The organism is Thalassospira sp. UBA4513, assembly GCF_002388495.1.
In the GTDB taxonomy this organism is placed as follows: Bacteria; Pseudomonadota; Alphaproteobacteria; order Rhodospirillales; family Thalassospiraceae; genus Thalassospira; species Thalassospira tepidiphila.
In genome coordinates, this window is record NZ_DGMR01000024.1 from 1 (window position 1) to 18,513 (window position 18,513).

General features: G+C 54.4%; 17 protein-coding genes. 10 read left to right on the forward strand and 7 right to left on the reverse strand.

The features are described from left to right. Positions 1 to 1,036: cbb3-type cytochrome c oxidase subunit I (locus B2T33_RS09690; RefSeq protein WP_286791831.1), on the reverse strand; the 1,036-nt coding region annotated here is incomplete at its 3' end. 89 nt (positions 1,037 to 1,125) lie between these two features. Beyond that, entirely contained in the window at positions 1,126 to 2,256 is a 1,131-nt protein-coding gene (gene cyoA, locus B2T33_RS09695) for a ubiquinol oxidase subunit II (RefSeq protein WP_165374901.1), read from the reverse strand. Positions 2,257 to 2,706: 450 nt separating this feature from the next. Between cyoA and B2T33_RS09700 the strand changes: the two genes are divergently transcribed. Continuing rightward, entirely contained in the window at positions 2,707 to 4,047 is a 1,341-nt protein-coding gene (locus B2T33_RS09700) for an MFS transporter (protein ID WP_064789885.1), read from the forward strand. 80 nt (positions 4,048 to 4,127) lie between these two features. On the opposite strand, the gene B2T33_RS09705 is transcribed toward B2T33_RS09700, so the two are convergent. After that, positions 4,128 to 4,820, reverse strand: coding sequence for a glutathione S-transferase family protein (locus B2T33_RS09705; protein WP_286791836.1), 693 nt, complete (start codon positions 4,818 to 4,820; stop codon positions 4,128 to 4,130). A 154-nt stretch (positions 4,821 to 4,974) separates the two neighbouring features. Here B2T33_RS09705 and B2T33_RS09710 point away from each other — a divergent pair, with 154 nt between their 5' ends. Further along, positions 4,975 to 5,676 carry a glutathione binding-like protein gene (locus tag B2T33_RS09710; protein WP_286791838.1) on the forward strand — a complete coding sequence of 234 codons (702 nt, stop codon included), beginning with the start codon at positions 4,975 to 4,977 and terminating at the stop codon, positions 5,674 to 5,676. Positions 5,677 to 5,762: 86 nt separating this feature from the next. Here the strand turns inward: B2T33_RS09710 and B2T33_RS09715 are convergent, their stop codons facing one another. Continuing rightward, entirely contained in the window at positions 5,763 to 7,454 is a 1,692-nt protein-coding gene (locus tag B2T33_RS09715) for a methyl-accepting chemotaxis protein (RefSeq protein WP_008892047.1), read from the reverse strand. A 333-nt stretch (positions 7,455 to 7,787) separates the two neighbouring features. Here B2T33_RS09715 and B2T33_RS09720 point away from each other — a divergent pair, with 333 nt between their 5' ends. Together B2T33_RS09720 and B2T33_RS09725 are read left to right on the forward strand one after the other, a co-directional pair. After that, complete coding sequence (locus B2T33_RS09720) at positions 7,788 to 8,972, forward strand: alpha/beta hydrolase (protein WP_286791841.1); 1,185 nt, start codon at positions 7,788 to 7,790, stop codon at positions 8,970 to 8,972. Between the two features lie 21 nt (positions 8,973 to 8,993). Further along, positions 8,994 to 9,518 carry a TspO/MBR family protein gene (locus B2T33_RS09725; protein WP_286791843.1) on the forward strand — a complete coding sequence of 175 codons (525 nt, stop codon included), beginning with the start codon at positions 8,994 to 8,996 and terminating at the stop codon, positions 9,516 to 9,518. Here the strand turns inward: B2T33_RS09725 and B2T33_RS09730 are convergent. Both B2T33_RS09730 and B2T33_RS09735 read right to left on the reverse strand, forming a co-directional pair. Beyond that, on the reverse strand, positions 9,515 to 10,357 hold the full coding sequence (locus tag B2T33_RS09730; protein ID WP_286791844.1) for a DUF3750 domain-containing protein: 843 nt from the start codon (positions 10,355 to 10,357) through the stop codon (positions 9,515 to 9,517). The two genes, B2T33_RS09725 and B2T33_RS09730, sit on opposite strands and share 4 nt — an antisense overlap. A gap of 137 nt (positions 10,358 to 10,494) precedes the next feature. Beyond that, positions 10,495 to 11,472: a helix-turn-helix domain-containing protein gene (locus tag B2T33_RS09735; protein ID WP_286791845.1), complete on the reverse strand. Its 978-nt coding sequence runs from the start codon at positions 11,470 to 11,472 to the stop codon at positions 10,495 to 10,497. Positions 11,473 to 11,790: 318 nt separating this feature from the next. Between B2T33_RS09735 and B2T33_RS09740 the strand changes: the two genes are divergently transcribed. The 6 genes from B2T33_RS09740 (at position 11,791) to B2T33_RS09765 (ending at position 17,880) form a co-directional block, all read left to right on the forward strand. Continuing rightward, positions 11,791 to 13,008 (forward strand): amino acid ABC transporter substrate-binding protein, encoded by a 1,218-nt coding sequence (locus B2T33_RS09740; RefSeq protein WP_286791846.1) that lies wholly within the window; start codon positions 11,791 to 11,793, stop codon positions 13,006 to 13,008. A gap of 78 nt (positions 13,009 to 13,086) precedes the next feature. Continuing rightward, a complete protein-coding gene (locus B2T33_RS09745) occupies positions 13,087 to 13,959 on the forward strand; it encodes a branched-chain amino acid ABC transporter permease (RefSeq protein WP_197145418.1) in 873 nt (290 codons plus the stop codon). Continuing rightward, positions 13,956 to 14,930: a branched-chain amino acid ABC transporter permease gene (locus B2T33_RS09750; RefSeq protein WP_286791847.1), complete on the forward strand. Its 975-nt coding sequence runs from the start codon at positions 13,956 to 13,958 to the stop codon at positions 14,928 to 14,930. Before B2T33_RS09745 ends, B2T33_RS09750 begins: the two co-directional genes overlap by 4 nt. Then, positions 14,927 to 15,661: an ABC transporter ATP-binding protein gene (locus B2T33_RS09755; RefSeq protein ID WP_286791848.1), complete on the forward strand. Its 735-nt coding sequence runs from the start codon at positions 14,927 to 14,929 to the stop codon at positions 15,659 to 15,661. The genes B2T33_RS09750 and B2T33_RS09755 overlap by 4 nt, the downstream gene beginning before the upstream one ends. Next, positions 15,654 to 16,370 carry an ABC transporter ATP-binding protein gene (locus B2T33_RS09760; RefSeq protein WP_286791849.1) on the forward strand — a complete coding sequence of 239 codons (717 nt, stop codon included), beginning with the start codon at positions 15,654 to 15,656 and terminating at the stop codon, positions 16,368 to 16,370. The genes B2T33_RS09755 and B2T33_RS09760 overlap by 8 nt, the downstream gene beginning before the upstream one ends. 52 nt (positions 16,371 to 16,422) lie before the next feature. Next, positions 16,423 to 17,880, forward strand: a complete 1,458-nt coding sequence (locus tag B2T33_RS09765; protein ID WP_286791850.1) for an aldehyde dehydrogenase — start codon at positions 16,423 to 16,425, stop codon at positions 17,878 to 17,880. 132 nt (positions 17,881 to 18,012) lie between these two features. On the opposite strand, the gene B2T33_RS09770 is transcribed toward B2T33_RS09765, so the two are convergent. Next, positions 18,013 to 18,486 (reverse strand): YaiI/YqxD family protein, encoded by a 474-nt coding sequence (locus B2T33_RS09770; protein ID WP_120225302.1) that lies wholly within the window; start codon positions 18,484 to 18,486, stop codon positions 18,013 to 18,015. Positions 18,487 to 18,513: the final 27 nt, after the last annotated feature.

Sequence of the window (18,513 nt, forward strand, 5' to 3'; positions counted from 1 at the left end):
AGAAGTGGTGCAGCCACACGATATAGGACAGGATGGTAATAACCACGGTGGCATAAACCATCGAGCTATAACCAAACAGACGCTTGCGGCAGAAGGTCGACACAACTTCGGAAAACACACCAAACGCTGGCAGGATCAGGATGTACACCTCCGGGTGCCCCCAAATCCAGATCAGGTTGATATACATCATGGCGTTACCGCCAAGATCGTTGGTGAAGAAGTTGGTGTCCGCATAGCGGTCAAGACCAAGCAGAACCAGAACAGCGGTCAGAACCGGGAACGCAGCCACGATCAGAACGTTGGTGCAAAGTGCCGTCCAGGTAAAGACCGGCATTTTCATCATGGACATGCCCGGTGCGCGCATTTTGACGATGGTCACAACCAGATTGACCCCCGACAGCAACGTCCCGACACCGGCAATCTGCAAGGCCCAGATATAATAATCGACCCCGACCCCCGGACTGTAGACAATGTCAGACAGCGGCGGATAGGCCAGCCAGCCGGTTTTCGCGAACTCACCGACAAACAGCGACACCATGATCAGCGCGGCACCACAGGTGGTCATCCAGAAGCTGAAATTATTCAGGAACGGGAACGCAACGTCACGCGCGCCGATTTGTAGCGGCACGACAAAGTTCATAAGCCCCGTCACCAGCGGCATGGCCACGAAGAAGATCATGATTACGCCGTGGGCGGTGAATATCTGATCGTAATGATCAGGGGGAAGGAAACCTTCCGAGCCGCCAAAAGCCATCGCCTGCTGGGCACGCATCATAAGCGCATCGGAGAAACCACGCAAAAGCATGACAAGCGCCAATATGATGTACATAATGCCGATTTTTTTGTGGTCAATCGACGTGATCCACTCGTTCCAGAGATATCCCCAGAGGCGGAAATAGGTGATACCGCCGACAACAGCGATACCGCCCAGAACCACCGCCGCAAACGTCACCACAAGGATCGGTTCATGGAACGGAAGTGAATCAAGTGACAGCCGGCCAAATATAAAATGTAAAAGGTCCGGATTAGAGAACATCGGATTACTCTTCTTTCAAATGCAGACAGGCATCGTAGCCGATGCCAAAACTGCGAAGGGCCGGTTGGCTTTTACCAACCGGCACTGCTTCAGAACCCTGTTGAAACACCTGACGGCGCAACACTCATGGCACGCGAGACCTGTTCATTGTCAAACAACGGCAGGTTCGCAAGTTCACCAGCCAAGCCACCTTCCGGTGCAGTGCAAAGCGTCGCAACGTAGGACTTGCTTTCGGGCAATGGCTGACTGCCACGCATCTGCGGCACGTCATAGGTCAAGGACATGACGTTATTGATACCGGCCAGACCGCCGCCACCATTTTCGTCAATATGCATCATCTCGTTCATGCACATTTTCGACTGGTCAACGCACATGTTGAGGATCGCGTTGTAAAGTTCCGGATCTACCGAGCTGAAGTACCGAACCGGTTCCTTGATGCTGGGTTTTTCAAGCTCAAGATATTGCGAACGCCCCAAAAGGTTTTCATCGGCCTTCACATTATCGACCCAGGCATCAAACCCGTCTTGGCTCAGCCCGTGGAACTTGAAGCGCATATGAGAGAACCCCTCACCGCTGTAGTTCCCCGAGAACCCGTCAAAAACACCTTCTTCATTGATTACGGCATGGAGTTTTGTTTCCATCCCCGCCATCGAATAAATCTGGCCCGCAAGAGCCGGAATGAAGAACGAGTTCATGATTCCCGAAGAGGTGATTTTGAACTGGATTGGCGTATCGACCGGAGCTGCGAGTTCGTTGACAGTCGCAATGCCCTGTTCCGGATACAGGAACAGCCATTTCCAATCGAGGGAAACGACTTCAATCACCATCGGCTCATGATCTTTTGGCAGTGGACGTTCAGCATCAATACGGTCGAGCGGACGATACGGATCAAGCGTATGGGTCGTAACCCACGTAATCGCGCCAAGGGCAATAATGATCACCAGCGGGGCAGACCAGATGACAACTTCCAATTTGGTGGAATGATGCCATTCGGGATCGTATTCCGCATCCTTGTTTCCCTGCCGGTATTTCCAGGCAAAGAAGACCGTCAATGCCATGACCGGAACAATGATCAGCAGCATCAGGATGGTTGATACGATAATAAGGTCGGCCTGCTGAGAGGCAATATCGCCCGACGGATCGATCACAACAAGGTTGCAACCGGCCAGAAGCGAGAACATTGAGGTCAATGCGACGCCACGTACAAGTTTTGAAAGCATGCGCTTCATACTTCCTCAGTCTCTGGAAGATGTTCTCACAGACAACCATATGCCTGCGAGCCGCATAGCGACCCACCAAAGATCGCCACGCGTCGTACCCTGCCGCACACGCATATAGGAATTATAATTCCAGACATCCACGGAAAGGGCACAAAGAAAGCAATTTTTTTTCAAAAAAATGCCAAATCGGAAATTCGCGGGAATTGCTATAGCTGCGTTGCAGCAATGTCAAGCTACCCGCGGCGCATAGCAGGGTCGTAATGACAATTATCATTCGGATGTAAACCACGCGTTGTGCGGTGCATCACAATAATTGACACTGACGTTTGCAATTCACATGTCTATAATTAGACTCGATCCAAAGTCGTATCGTTCTTCGAACCGGATTTGTGATCCAATCAAAAGCAGTGAGGGCCCAAATGGTCCGACAAGTGAATTAGGGAGAACGGCGTGAACCAAACGACAGAAAACTACGCGACCGCCACCTCTTCGGGTTTGGAACGCGATGCGCGGCATCACAATGCCGACGCCACCAACGATCCGGGACAAATCGCGCTTGGCGTGATTATTGGCCGGACATCAGAATTTTTTGACTTTTTCGTCTATTGCATCGCATCGGTGCTGGTCTTCCCGCAATTGCTGTTTCCGGGTGAAACCGCATTGGTGGGGACGATGTATTCCTTTGCCATTTTCTCCTTGGCCTTTATCGCCCGCCCTGTCGGGTCGCTTGTCTTTATGACAGTCGACCGTGCACACGGGCGCGGAGTAAAGCTGACGATTGCCATGTTCCTGCTTGGCGGTTCCACCGCCGCGATGGCCTTCCTGCCAAGCTTTGAGTCCGCTGGCGTTCTTGCCATTTACCTGTTGTGTGCCTTCCGCTTCCTGCAGGGATTGGCATGGGGGGGTGCCTGGGATGGCCTGGCGTCGCTTCTGGCACTGAACGCACCGGATAACCGCAAGGGCTGGTACGCGATGATCCCGCAACTGGGCGCGCCGCTTGGCTTCATGCTGGCATCTTCGCTGTTTGCTTATTTGCTGCTGACACTGCATCCCGACGACTTCCTGGCCTTTGGCTGGCGCTATGCGTTCTTCGTTGCCTTTGCAATCAACGTTGTTGCGCTGTTTGCCCGCCTGCGTCTGGTGGCAACGTCCGAATTCGGCCATCTGCTTGACAAGAACGAGCTTGAGGCAGCCCGTGTCATCGACACGCTCAAACATAATGGTCGTACCGTTGTGCTGGGTGCGCTGGTCCCGATGGTCAGCTACGCGCTGTTCCATCTGGTAACGGTCTTTGCGCTGACTTGGGTCTATCTTTATGCCAACGGCAATCCGGGGCAGTTCCTGCTGACCCAGGGTGTTGGCGCGGTGCTGTGTGCCTTTGGCATCATTGCATCGGGCTTCATTGCCGATCAGCTCGGCCGTCGTCGCCTGCTTGGTTACAGTGCGGGGATCATCTTGCTGGGTGCGATCCTGACACCGCTGCTTTACACCTATAATATCATCAATGAAGGCATGATTGTTCTGGGTGGCTTTGCGGTTCTGGGCCTGTGCTTTGGTCAGGCGGCCGGGACGCTGGCATCGAACTTCAAGCGTGAATACCGCTACACCGGATCGGCCCTGACATCCGACCTTGCATGGTTGCTTGGGGCTGGTTTCGCACCGCTGATCGCGCTTTATCTGTGTGACAAGTTCGGTCTGGCCGGTGTTGGTGCCTACCTGCTTTCGGGCGCGGTTGTAACCCTGCTGGTGTTGCAATTCAACAAGCAGTTCGGGGCAAAAACCACCGACTGATTGCCAAGACATACACGTCAAAGCAAACACCCCGGCCAATCTGGCCGGGGTGTTTTCGTTTGCAGAGCCGTTTCGTCGGCTTATGCGTAGTTCGACGGGAACATGGCGCGTTTTGCGTCTTCGTCCATTTCCGTCTTAAAGGTGTGGTCCTTGCCAACCTCCCGCGCGCTCACGGCTGCCGGCAGGCGATTGATCGCGTCAAACCAGCGTTTGATGTTGGGATACTTGTCCCAGACATCCGGGTTCTTGTGCACGAACGGGGCCTTGTCGATCCAGCCCCAGGCCGAGATATCAACAATCGTCATTTCATCGCCGACGATGAACTGGCGACCTTCCATATGGTCTTCCAGCACCTGATAGTGGCGGGCGATCTCGTTGCGATAACGGTTTACACCATAGTCACTGCCCTCAGGGGCGACATGCTGGAAATGCACCGCCTGCCCAGAAAACGGACCCAGACCCGTGGCAATAAACATCAACCACGACAGGAATTCACCGCGATCTTCCGGCTTACCCAGGAACTTGCCGGACTTTTCAGCGAGATACAGCAGGATCGCGTTTGAATCAAACACGCGCACTTCCTTGCTCCCTGGTCCGTCGGTATCAACAATTGCCGGGACCTTGCCATTCGGGTTGATCGCGCGGAAGGCCGGGTCATGCTGCTGACCTTTACGGGTATCAACCGGCAGGACCTCATAAGGCAAACCACATGCCTCAAGCATCATCGAGATTTTCTGCGGGTTTGGGGTCGGATGGTAATAGAAGCGGATCATGACACGTCTCCTTGCCTGGTATCGCCGTTACACAATGGCGTGACCGGCTCTTGCATTTTGGAATGATCGTTTTAAATTGACCGATAACAACCTGATTGGCAAGCTTCGATTATCGAATTCGCCATCACGAATAGTTTAAAGGAGCCTTTGGCCCATGATTGATCTGTATTACTGGCCGACACCCAACGGCCATAAAATCACGCTGTTCCTTGAAGAAGCCGGACTGGATTACAAAATCGTGCCGGTCAATATCGGCACAGGCGATCAGTTCAAACCGGAATTCCTGGCCTTTTCACCCAACAACCGTATGCCGGCGATCATTGATCACGACCCGGCCGATGGCGGTAAGGCCATCACGGTGTTTGAATCCGGCGCCATCTTGCAATATCTGGCCGAGAAAACCGGAAAGTTCATCCCGACTGATGTGCGCGGACGCAAAACGGTGATGGAATGGCTGTTCTGGCAGATGGGCGGCCTTGGCCCGATGGCCGGCCAGAACCATCATTTCGGCACCTACGCACCGGAAAAGATCCCGTATGCGATTACCCGTTATGTCAATGAGACCAACCGTCTTTACGGTGTACTGAACAAGCGTCTTGAAGGCCGCAAATTCATTGCCGGTGATGACTATACGATTGCCGATATGGCCTGCTATCCATGGATCGTCAGCCACGAAAAACAGCAGCAGGACCTCAATGAGTTCCCGAACCTGAAACGCTGGTTCGAAGCCATACAATCCCGTCCGGCAACGATTGCCGCCTACAAGGCGGGCGAAGGTCTGCGTGCTGGCGAGATGAGTGAAGAAGACAAAAAGATCCTGTTTGGTCAGACGGCAAAAAGCACCCAGAAATCCTGACCAGATGGACCAAACCACAAGATCATGAAAAAACCGCCAGCCCTGTTACAGGACTGGCGGTTCTGTTTTGCGCGATCGTCTCAGGCTTAGGCGTTACGCACTTCGGCAAGGAACGATTCAACTGCTTCGTTCAGAACAGCTGCCTGACGTCCAAGACCCTCGGCAAGGCCAAGCACCTCGCCCGAAAGCTTTTCGGCGTCATTTGCTGCCGTCGACACGCCCGAGATATTTTCAGATACATCGCGGCTGCCGTGTGATGCCTGTTCAACGTTGCGCGCGATTTCCTGGGTTGCGGCCCCCTGCTCTTCAACAGCGGACGCGATTGTCGTCGTCGCCCCGTCAAGGCTTCGGATGGTTTCGGCAATTTCGGCAATCGCATTAACTGCATTGGATGTGGCGACCTGAATGTCGCTGACCTGGGAGCGGATATCCTCGGTTGCCTTTGCCGTCTGGTTTGCAAGGTTCTTGACCTCGTTGGCAACCACAGCAAAGCCCTTGCCGGCATCACCGGCACGCGCGGCTTCGATCGTTGCGTTCAGGGCCAGAAGGTTCGTCTGTTCGGCAATGTCGGTGATCAGCGAAACAACTTCACCAATCTGGTTTGCCGCCTCTGCCAGCAATTCGATTTTCTGGTGCGTTTCTTCTGAGGTTTGAACCGCACCTTTGGCGATGGTTGCGGACTGTGCGACCTGATTGCTGATTTCGGCAATAGACGTGCTCAGTTCCTCAGCCGCCGAGGCAACCGTTTCCACGTTGGTCGACATTTCCTGCGATGCTGCCGAAACAACCGTTGAACGTTCACCGACCTGCTTGGAGGTATCGGTCATCGCATTGGCAGAGCTTTGCATATTGCCCGATGCCTCGATCACCTGGGCGACAACCTGCCCGACACTGGCTTCGAAACTGTCGGCCATTTTGCGAAGGGCCGCACGCTTGTCTTCTTCGGCGATGCGTTCCTGCTCTTCACGCTGGGTGCGCATTTCTTCCATTTCGATGGTTTTCGATTTGAAGATATCCATCGCCCGCGCCAGATCGCCGATCTCGCTTTTCTGGTGGGTGTAATTGACTTCGATATTGTGATCACCCTGCGACAGACGCAGCATATTTTCCGAAATATCGAAAAGCGGTCGGGTAATACCGCGACTGATCATCAGCGAGACACCAACAACCGCAACCAGGATCGCCAAGGCAACACCACCCATCACCAGCATGATTTGCATGAAAACAGCGTTTACATCATCGATGTAAATACCGGTGGCGACGATCCAGCCCCACGGTTTGAAATCCTTGACGAATGAAAGCTTCGGACGAAGATCATCCGAATTCGGCACCTTGTAGGTATAATCGACAAAACCCTCGCCCTTTTCTTCGGCGACGCGCACGAACTCGCGATAAAGGAATTTGCCCGATCCGTCGACATTGTCGGTCAAGTTCTTGCCGACAAGATCCTTCTTGATGTCATGGATCAGAAGAACCGGCGTGTGGTCAAACACAAAGAAATAGTTCTTTTCATCATAACGAAGGGCTGCAACAGCGCCTTTGGCGGCATTTTGCGCCTCTTCGGTGGTCATTTCGCCGGACTGTTCCAGCGCATGATAATGACCAATCAAATTGATTGTGGATTCAACAAGGTTCTTCGTTTTTGTCTTGCGATCTTCAAGCATGTTTTGGCGCAATTCGGTCAGACCGAACGCCCCAACCAACAACACCGCAAGAACCGCGCCCGCGACAATAATCAGCATACGTGTGCCGATTTTCACCGAACTCAGTGACAACATGGCATTCCCCTTCCCCTTGGATATTCCTTGCCAAGGTAGCGGCAAGGTTTTCTTGTTTTAGAGCCACTTCACAAACACTGAAGTCGCCGGCCCGTGACCATGTCACAAATCATCATACCAATTGAATCGCATATATTATGCATTATCTCTTTGCTGTGACGGCCATCACAGCTGCTTGCCATTTCAGCTTGGCATCCGATAATCTTCCTATCGCTATCCGGGCACACCAACGCACGATAAGACGCCCCAAACAAGTGATCTGCAGTGCGCCGTTTGACGTAACCATTTCAGTGATTTACATAATTTCTCAGCATCATGGCCAAAGGACATCTCATGCGCCCACTTCGCACAATCCTGTTGGCCCTGATCCCGGCAAGCCTGCTTGCGGCCTGTGCATTTCCGCCGGAAAACGCGCTTTATGATCAGTCACCCGATATCCCGCCCTACATGCAGGATAATTTCGACGATTACGTATCTGAAACGCGTGACTGGATCGCAACCCATCGGGTTTTTCTGACCGATGACCACGAAATGGAAATTGCGCGCAACATTCCATTTGAAGTGCGCCCGGATACACCTGATACACCAGATACGATGGCTGCGGACCAGCCCAGCCGTGGGGTTTTGTTCGTTCATGGTCTGGGATCAAGTCCGTGGTACTTCCACGATATTGCAGTGGCAATGGCAAAGGACGGCTGGCTTGCACGGTCGATATTGCTGCCCGGCCACGGCACCCGTCCGGGTGATCTCAGCCTGCCCGATTATGACGACTGGACTGGATCGGTCGCACATCAGGTTGCGCTTCTGGAACGCGAGGTGGATGAAGTCTGGCTGGGTGGATTTTCAACCGGTGGCAATCTTGTCACCAGTTACGCGGCCCGAAACCCGGATATTGACGGGCTGTTGCTGTTTTCGCCGGGCATCGAGCCGGGCAGTGATCTGTTATTCCTGACACCACTGGTCCAGTATCTGTGGGATTGGGTCGATGCCGATCTGGAAGACAACGTGATCAACTATCAATCCCTGTCGACCAAGGCATCGGCACTTTATTACCGCAGCGTCACCGACGTTGATGACGCGCTTGACGCAAAGCCGTTTGACCGTCCCGCCCTTGTTACCATGAGCGCGGATGACAGTGTGCTCGATCCAATTGCAATGCTTCGTCGCTTTGAGACGCATTTCACCAACCCGGCTTCACGCCTGGTCTGGTATGATGAGGTCAACGCACCAAGCGACGACAGCCGGATTGAGAACCTCAACAGCAATCTGCCAGATCAACAGATCAGCAGTTTCTCACATCTGAGCGCGCTGTTCTCGCCCGACAATCCGTATTACGGTGCAAAGGGAAGCTTTGTCTTCATCGAAAACGGTCAGGAAGACATTGAACGACCAGCGGATCGCGCACTGCTCTGGCGCAGTGCATGGGGATATATGGAACCGGGCAAGTATCATGCCCGCCTGACCTGGAACCCCTATTTCGATGCATTGATCGACACAATCGGCGACGTCACCAACTAGGCCAAAGGACCCGTCAACACCATGACCAACAGCGAACAGGAAATGATGAGTGCAGGGCGTATTCATCACCCCAACCATCGCACACGTGTCTTTGCCCTGATTGCGTTTATGGTGTTGTGTCTGATCATATCGGCCTTTGGCGGGGCGGTGACAGCCACCAGCGTCAATGACTGGTACGCGGCCCTGAACAAGCCGTTCTTCCGTCCGCCCAACTGGGTTTTCGGCCCGGTATGGACCGTCATTTATTTCATGATCGCCTTTAGCGGCTGGCGCGCGTGGCTTAAGGTGGGCATCGCCAATGCCAAAGGCGCCTTTAGCCTTTATGCAGGTCAGTTGACGCTTAACCTTGCATGGTCGTTTTTGTTCTTTGGCGCGCAATCGCCCCTATTGGGCCTGATCGATATCGTCATCCTGCTTGGCCTGATCATCGCCAACATGGTTGCGTTCTGGAAGATTGACCGTCTGGCCGGGATGCTATTGGTGCCCTATGCCCTTTGGGTGGCATTTGCCACCCTGCTCAATGCCGCGATCTGGCAGCTTAATTAACTGCTTGGTTCTGCGACGACATCAATTGCCGTTTCCTTGGCCGCACGATCACTTTTGGGCTCCGCAGCTTCAGTTGTTTGTGCAACGCTATCCATGCCCAAGCGACCGATAGATGGCAAACGCAGTGCCGGACGGTTGAAATCAATCCCGAAGTTCAGACCCAGCAGGTTAAGCTCGATCCCCTCTTCCAGACCAAGCGACATGCCAAGAACGCCCAACAGGTTGGCCTGTACGCCCTGCCCGCTTGAAGAAAGCCCAACCGGGTTGGTGATCGGGCGATAATCCTTGCCGATTGCGTTGGCCGGCATATCAAGGTTCAGGCCGGGCACTTCACGGCCGATATGGGCGATGAAGGTGTTGCTGTTCGGGCCCGGATAACTGCGATATTCGCGCGGGAATGGATAGGATTTGATCGCCTGTTCGATCTCGGGGATCAGCTTTTCGGCCGCCTCGCCCCGATGAGCCGCCAGAAGTTCCGGTTTCGAGCCATACCAAAGACCATCCGGGATCGCGTAATTCTGGCGCACGACATTGCCACTGCCCCACCCCACCACGTCATAGCGGGTATATCGGGTTTCACCGGCACGCTTATAGATGATCCATGGATGAACTGCGAAATAGGCGCGCCAGCCAAATGTTTCGGCCGCCATCACCATGACAATCGCCTGATCCCGGTTGGCAACCGCATCAGGCGCCACACCCGAAGAATGGCGCGGCGCATTGCGCCATGTATAGCGTTCCTTGGCTTTTTCACCCGGTGGGTCTTCTGCCAGGCTGATGCCAAATGGCAGGACAAGAACGGCCAAAAGAGCAAGAAACAGGGTTTTGCCTTTACGCAACGTCGATCCAATCAAACTAACAGGTCATGACTTTGTTATTACGGTTAAAGCAGACAAGTAGGATCAAAAAAAGGCAACGCAACCTTCTATCCTGAGGGGAATCCATCTGTATTCCGCCTGAGGCGGCCAACGCGGGCCTAAGGCCAGGCAGCAAAAGTATTATCGCGCACACGCTCGTGCGCACGCCGCAACCGGCGATAGGCGCCGGGCGCCTCCCCCATATAACGTTTGAAAAACCGGCTGAAATAGGCCGGATCGCGAAAGCCCAAACCATAGGCAATCTGTGCCACACCAAGCGGGGATTGTTCCAGACGCATGCAGGCCTCGCGCAGGACACGTTCATGGATAATCGTTAAGGGCGGCTTGCCGGTGGCGCGCAACACAGCAGACCCCAATCTGCGTTCACTGACGCCAAGGGCCTTGGCATAATCAGCAACATTCCAGTGTTCGCGAAAATGCAGCTCCAGCACCTGCAAAAATCGCTGAAAGGTGATCGAGCCCGGCCCGTGCTGGTTGCGCTGCGCCATCACGCCTTCTGCCAGACGCAGAACCATGGTCAAAATGATCTGTAAATGCGCGCCAACCACAAGACTGGCACCAAGCGCATTTCCCATCAGCTCAGATCGGATGGCTTCAAAGCTGCGCTCAAGCAACACCAGATTTCCAAGGCCCTCTTGCAGAGTAACATTATGGACGGTGTCCGCAGCAAAGCGCAAAGGCAAGCCACCGCCAGCAGAATTACCACCGGCGATCCCGCTGCCGTCGCCGCAGTGACGCGCCACCAGATCATCGGCAACCGAAAGCAAATAGCCATTACTGCCAGCACTCACGCCAAAGCGCTGCGTTTCGCCCAACGGCAACCAAACGAGAGCTGGGGCCTTGCAGGCTATCGTTCCTTTGCGCAAACCAACCTCGGCACGACCACCAAGCAACAATATGGCATGGCAACGGTCCCGACGTGCCTGATCATTCATGACCCAGGTCTGGGTCGATAATGGATGATCAAAACGGTCCATAACCGCATGAGTGGTTACGGGAAGCAGGTCTTCGAACGGGTTATCGGTAAGTTCAACGGCGCTTGAGACCGGAATCTGACGGGGAGTTTGATCGGTCATGCCTTTTTGTCACACATCTATTCCAAATGGTTATATGTAAAAATGTACAATTTTTCGTCCTAAATTGTCAATTTCAGCATCTTTACATTAGAAACGTTCCATCGCTTACTAGAAACGCGGTCAAAGAAACCGTCACAAGCAACAATACATACAAAGAATGCGTTCCTATTATTTTGCATCTGCGAACTAATAGGCGGGAGGTTACGCCGGAGGTTTACTTCACACTGTGAAGTAAGTAACACTAAATCTTTGCCTAAACTCCTGAAACTACGCGCAAACGGGAAAACCGTCTCTGCAAAAGAGATCAGGAGGAAAAGCATGCAAATTTCAGCAAAACTGCGCTTCGCGACCATTGCAGCGGCCACAACCGCCGTCATGAGTACCGCGACGCTGTTTGGGGCCAATGCCCAGGAAACATATCGTATTGGCTATGCCATTTCGAAAACCGGTCCGGGTGCACCGGGCGCGGCCACCAGCACCATTCCGAACTACGAAATGTGGGTTAAGGAAATCAATGATGCCGGTGGCCTTAAAGTCGGCGACAAGCAGCTTCCGATTGAAGTTGTCGAATATGATGACCGATCCAGCTCGGAAGAAGCGGTACGAGCGATTGAGCGCCTGATCAACCAGGACAAGGTTGATTTCATCCTCTCCCCCTGGGGCACGGGTATCAACCTTGCAGTAGCACCAATCCTTGACCGAGCGGGCTACGCCCACCTTGCGGGCACGGCCGTGACCGACAAGGCACCCCAACTGTCGCAGCGCTGGAAGAACTCCTACTGGCTGCTGGGTACTGGTGAACAATATGCCGTTGGACTGGCCGAATTCCTTAAGGGGCTTAAGGACGAAGGCAAAATCAACGACAAGGTTGCCATGATCGCCGTTGCTGACGGATTTGGTATCGAGCTTTCCAAGGCCGGCCGCGAAGCCCTTGAAGATCGTGATTTCGATCTCGTCTATGACAAGACTTACCCGCTGGGTTCCCAGGATCTGGCAACCATCGTTAATGATATCAAATCGCTTGGCGCAGACACCTTTGTTGCCTTCTCTTACCCGCCCGGCACGCTTGGCTTGACCGAACAGTCTCGCGTTCTGGGCTTTAATCCCAAGGTATTCTATGCCGGTGTCGGTACGGCCTTCCCGCTTTACAAAAACCGCTTTGGCGATAATGCCGAAGGCGTCGTCAGCCTTGGTGGTGCGAGCGAGGACGATCCCAAAATTGCCGATTACATCAAACGCCACATCGCATTCGCCGAGCGTGAGCCGGATCGTTGGGCATCGATCGTGAACTGGGCAACACTGCAGTCCTTGCAGCAGGCCATCGAGCGTGCCGGCACGACCGACCGCGAAGCGATCAATGCCGAACTGGCCAAAGGCGGCTTTGACACCATTCTTGGCACCTACAAGCCGGGCGATCAGACGTTCTGGCAGGTTGGTCAGTGGCAGGGTGGCAAGTTTGTCGGCCTCGCACCGACCAGCATGGAGGGCGCTGCAGAACTTGTCTTCCCGAAACCTGAGTGGAAAGCCGCGCAGTAAGCGCGCCACATAAGGACGTCGGGGTTCCTAAGCCAATAGAACTCCCGGGAATCCCGACGCCCCTTTTGGATGGAATTAATGTTTAGCTACGCAATTTTTTCCGGGATTACTCTTGGCGGGATGTACGCCCTTGTTGCCATGGGGCTGACACTGCAATATGGCGTTTCGCGCATCATGAACCTCGCCTATGGCGAGTTGGTGATTGTCGCGTCATTTATTGCCTTTGTTTTCATGACCTCGCTTGGTGTCAATCCGATTGCCGGTCTGTTGATCATCATTCCGGCAAGCTTTGCCCTGAACTGGGTGATTTATCGCATCCTGCTAACCCCGCTGGTCGCGCGCGCCAAGAATCGCGGCATGCTTGAAGTCGACAGCATCCTGGCTACCTTTGGCCTGCTGTTTATCGTTCAGGGCGTGCTGCTGGTCTGGTTTGGTGGCAACTATTACAGCTATGATTTCCTCAACAACGCCGTTGACATCTTTGGCGCGACGATTGCAGCAAACCGGCTTGTCGCACTTGGTTTCGCAGTTGTCATCGGACTGGGTTTCTATCTGATCCTGACCCGCACCCGGATGGGCACGGCCCTTCGTGCGGTCGCCGTTGACCCGACCTCTGCCCGTCTGGTGGCAATTGATGTCAATTTTGCATCCTGCTTTGCTTTCGCCCTTGGTGGTGCTATGGCCGCTGTTGGTGGTGTTCTGGTCAGTATGTTTCTGACTTTTTCCACCTCGATGGGTGTTGTCTTTACCATGAAAGCATTGATCGTTGTGATCATGGGCGGGGTTGGCAATATGTTGGGCGCGCTGATTGCGGGCCTCATCCTTGGTGTCGCGGAAAGCCTGGTCGCGACCTATATCGATCCGGGCCTGACCATCGCCGTGACCTATGTGATCTTCCTGCTGGTCTTGCTGATCAAGCCTTCCGGCCTGTTCGGGAGGGCCGCGTCATGAGCATCCTCAAACCTGATTTCATCAAGCCCGTTGGTATCGGTGCGGTGATCTTTGCTGCCCTTGCCTTCCTGCCCTCGCTGGTTGACAGTTATTACATGTCGCTTGCCATCAGCATTGTGAGCTTTGCGGTTCTGGCAACCGCATGGTCAATGTTCTCTGGACCGACACGATATATCTCACTTGCCACCGTGGTGTTCTTTGGCATTGGTGCCTATACGGTGGCAGTTCTGGGTGAAGTTCTGCCCTTCCCCCTCGTGCTCGTTTGTGCCGGGCTTGCGGGCACCGTGATTGCCCTTCTGGTTGGCTTTTCCACCCTGCGTCTGGCAGGTGTGTATTTCGTGATCTTTACCTTTGGCCTGACCGAACTGGTGCGCCAGGTCGTCAGTTGGTACGAGGTCAATGTCACCCGCGAAATGGGCCGCTATGTCTTTCTTGATATCACCCAGAACGACATTTACTGGCAATTGCTCGCCCTGTTTGCGGTTCTTCTGCTGACCGGCTTCATTCTGGGCCGTTCGCGCCTTGGCTTTGCGCTGCGCATCATTGGCGAGGACGAAACCGTTGCCAAGCATTGCGGCATTGATGTCACGCGTGTGAAAGTCGCGCTGTTTGTTCTGTCTGCCCTGTTCATGACCCTGACCGGGGCCATCATGGCACCGCGCTGGACCTATATTGATCCGGTCATTGCCTTTAACCCGATGCTGTCATTCCAGGTTGTCATCATGGCACTGCTTGGCGGGCCGCGTCGCCTGCTGGGCCCTCTGCTTGGCGTTGTCCCATTGACCCTTCTGTTTGAAATCCTGACCGCGAACTTCCCGAACCATTTCAGCATCCTGCTTGGCTGCGTGTTCTTGGTAATTGTCTATCTTCTGCCGGGCGGGGTTGTCGATTTGTATGAAAAATACAGCGCCCCCAAAAAGCGCGTACTTGCAACCGAACAAAACGCCAAACCCGGGGGGAACGCAGCATGACGAATGAAATCCTTTTGTCGATTTCAGGTCTGCAGAAGGCCTTTGGCGGCCTGATTGCCGTCAATCAGATGCAGTTCGATGTCCATGGAGGCGAAATCCTTGGCTTGCTTGGCCCCAACGGATCGGGCAAGACCACGGTGATGAACCTGATTTCAGGTGCCCTTCAGGCGAATGAAGGCAAGATTGTCATCAGCGGCAAGGATATCACCAATCTCCCTGCCCACAAAATCAGCCATTCCGGCATTGCGCGGACTTTCCAGTTGGTGCGTGTTTTACCCGATCTTGATTGCGTGGAAAATATCGAAGCGGGTCTTGCCTACCGGACCAAGCCGCTCTGGGGTGATGCCGCGCATGCCGCTGCACTTGAATTGCTTGAACGGATCGGGCTTGCCAAACAGGCCCATACGCCCGCAGGCGATCTGACCTATATCGATCAGAAACGCCTTGAACTGGGACGGGCACTTGCCCTGCAACCGAAACTTCTGTTGCTTGACGAATGGCTGGCCGGATTGAACCCGTCCGAATTGCAGGATGGTATCGCCCTTGTTCGCAAGCTCAAGAACGAAGGGCTTACGATCATCATGGTCGAACATGTCATGGATGCGATCAGAAGTCTGTGTGATCGTTGTGTGGTAATGAATGCCGGGGCCAAGATTGCCGATGGCACCCCCGACGAAGTTCTTTCTGACCCCGAAGTCGTCCGCGCCTATCTGGGAGACAGCCATGCTTGATATCAAAAAACTGTCTGTGTCCTATGGCAAGCACACAGCCCTTCGCGAAGTCGACCTTGCTGTCGACCGTGGCGAAATCGTTGTCATGCTGGGCGCCAATGGTGCAGGTAAAAGCAGCCTGCTTAAGGCCTGCGCAGGTCTGGTGCCGGCCCACGTTAACACGCGTATCACCCTATCTGGCAGTGAGCTGACCGAACTTTCCGCCCATAAGATCGTTGAGGCGGGACTTGCCCTTGTCCCGGAAGGGCGCGGCATTTTCGGAGAATTGACAGTGCGTGAAAATCTTGCGCTTGGTGCCTTTGCCAAACGTGCAAGGGCAGCTGAACAGCAAAATCTTGATCGCGTGATTGATTTGTTCCCCAAACTTGCTGAACGACTTAATCAAGCGGCTCGCACCATGAGTGGTGGCGAACAGCAGATGGTGGCCATCGGCCGCGCGCTTATGTCCAATCCCGATATTCTTTTGCTTGATGAACCGTCTTTGGGGTTGTCACCAATCATGACCGGGGAATTATTCAAGGCCCTTGCGGCCATTCGCAAAACAGGCGTTGGTGTGCTTCTGGTCGAACAGAATGCCCACCAGTCCCTCGCCATATCAGATCGAGGTTATCTGATCGAAAACGGGGCCATTACCGGGCAAAATACTGCCAAGGCCCTGCAATCCGACCCAGCTGTGCAGAAGGCATTTCTTGGCCTTGGGGCCGCGTGATGCAGTCTTTCGCCAAGGCACAGCAAACTACAAGAAAGTCAGGAGAAACGTCATGAACGACACCAAATTGTTGATCAATAATCAGGACGTCAATGCGTCCAACAACCGCACTTTTGAACGCAAGAACCCGGTCACCGGCGAAGTCGCGACTGTCGCAGCAGCCGCCAATGCCGCCGATGCCCGCAAGGCCGCCGATGCAGCTGCCGCGGCCTTTCCGGAATGGTCGAAAATGGGTCCGGGCGCACGACGCAAGATCCTGCTTAAGGCCGCTGACATCATGGAGGCCAAAGGCGATCAGTTCGGTCAGCTGGTCCTTGATGAAACCGGCAGCACGCGCATGTGGGGTGGATTTAACGCCCATCTTGCCGCCAACATGCTGCGTGAAGCCGGTGGCATGACGACACAAATTCAGGGCGATGTTATTCCGTCTGACACGCCGGGCCTGATGGCCATGGGCATTCGTCAGCCGGTTGGTGTGGTTCTGGGCATTGCGCCCTGGAACGCCCCGGTGATCCTTGGCACGCGTGCCATCGCCATGCCGCTTGCGTGCGGCAATACTGTCATCCTCAAGGCATCCGAACTTTGCCCGGCCCTGCACCGTTTGATCGGTGATTGCCTGGTCGAAGCTGGTGCCCCTGAAGGCGTTGTAAACGTTGTGACCAATGCCCCGGAGGATGCGCCGGAAATCGTTGAAACCCTGATTGCCCATCCGGCGGTGCGTCGCATCAACTTTACCGGTTCGACCCGTGTCGGGCGCATCATCGCCAAGCTTGCGGCTGAACATCTTAAGCCGGTTCTGCTTGAACTGGGTGGCAAGGCACCGTTCCTTGTTCTGGATGACGCAGACCTTGACGAAGCGGTTAATGGTGCGGCCTTTGGCGCTTATATGAACCAGGGCCAGATTTGCATGTCGACCGAACGCCTGATCGTTGACAACGCGGTTGCCGATGACTTTGTCGCCAAACTGGCCGCCAAGGCCAAAACCCTGACTGCAGGTGATCCGGCCAAGGCCGAAAACATCCTTGGCGGTGTTGTCAGTGTCGAGGCGGTCAATCGCATCGAGGAACTGGTCGAAGACGCCGTTTCCAAGGGTGCGAAACTTGTTGCCGGTTCGGGCAAGGCCAAGGATGGCGTTCTGATGGATGCGACCCTGCTTGATCATGTGACACCGGCGATGAAAATCTATTCCGAGGAAAGCTTCGGTCCGATTTGTGTCGTTATTCGTGCTGGCGATGAAGACGAGGCTGTGCGCATCGCCAATGACAGCGAATACGGTCTGTCGTCAGCGGTCTTCTCGACCAACATTCCGCGTGCGATGGAAATTGCCAAACGCATTGAAAGCGGCATCTGCCACATCAACAGCCCGACCGTTCAGGACGAAGCACAGATGCCGTTTGGCGGTGTGAAATCATCGGGTTATGGCCGTTTCGGGTCCCGGGCATCGATTGATGAATTCACCGAAATGCGCTGGATCACGATCCAGAGTGGCAAGCGCCACTACCCGTTCTAAGCCTTGCTGTTCATAAAGATACGCAGGGGGGAAGCCTGATTTCGTGAGAACTGTTCCCTCACCAAATCAGGACCTGTGTGCGGGCCGTCAGATTATTCATCTGGCGGCCCGTGTTTTTTGGGTGATGTTCTATCAGCCGCGCAGAACGGCCTGCACCAGAACTTCCAACGCACTTGAAAACTTCGATCGGTCTTTCTGGGTAAAGGCGGCATTGCGCCCTTGCTCGCCGGTGACTTCGCGCATGTGGGCGGCGATTTCACGCCCGGCCAGCGCATTGCCAATATTGGCCTCGGTAAATTCCTGACCGTTGGCTTTCAGGACCCGCGCCCCAATTTCTATCCCGCGCGATGCCAGTGGAATGTCATTGGTGATGATCACATCACGTGCACGCGCGTTTTCCGCAATCCAGTCATCGGCGGCATCGGGTTCCGGCGGGACAATCACGATTTTGATCAACGGATTACGCGACGGGCGAATGCCGCCGTTGGAAACCATGATCATCTCGATCCGGTGGCGTTCGGCCACACGTTCGCATTCGGCCTTGACCGGGCAGGCATCGGCATCAACCAGCAAACGTGGACGGGTGTTTTCAGTATTTTCGTTCATGCCCCGATCATCAATGGGACGCGATCA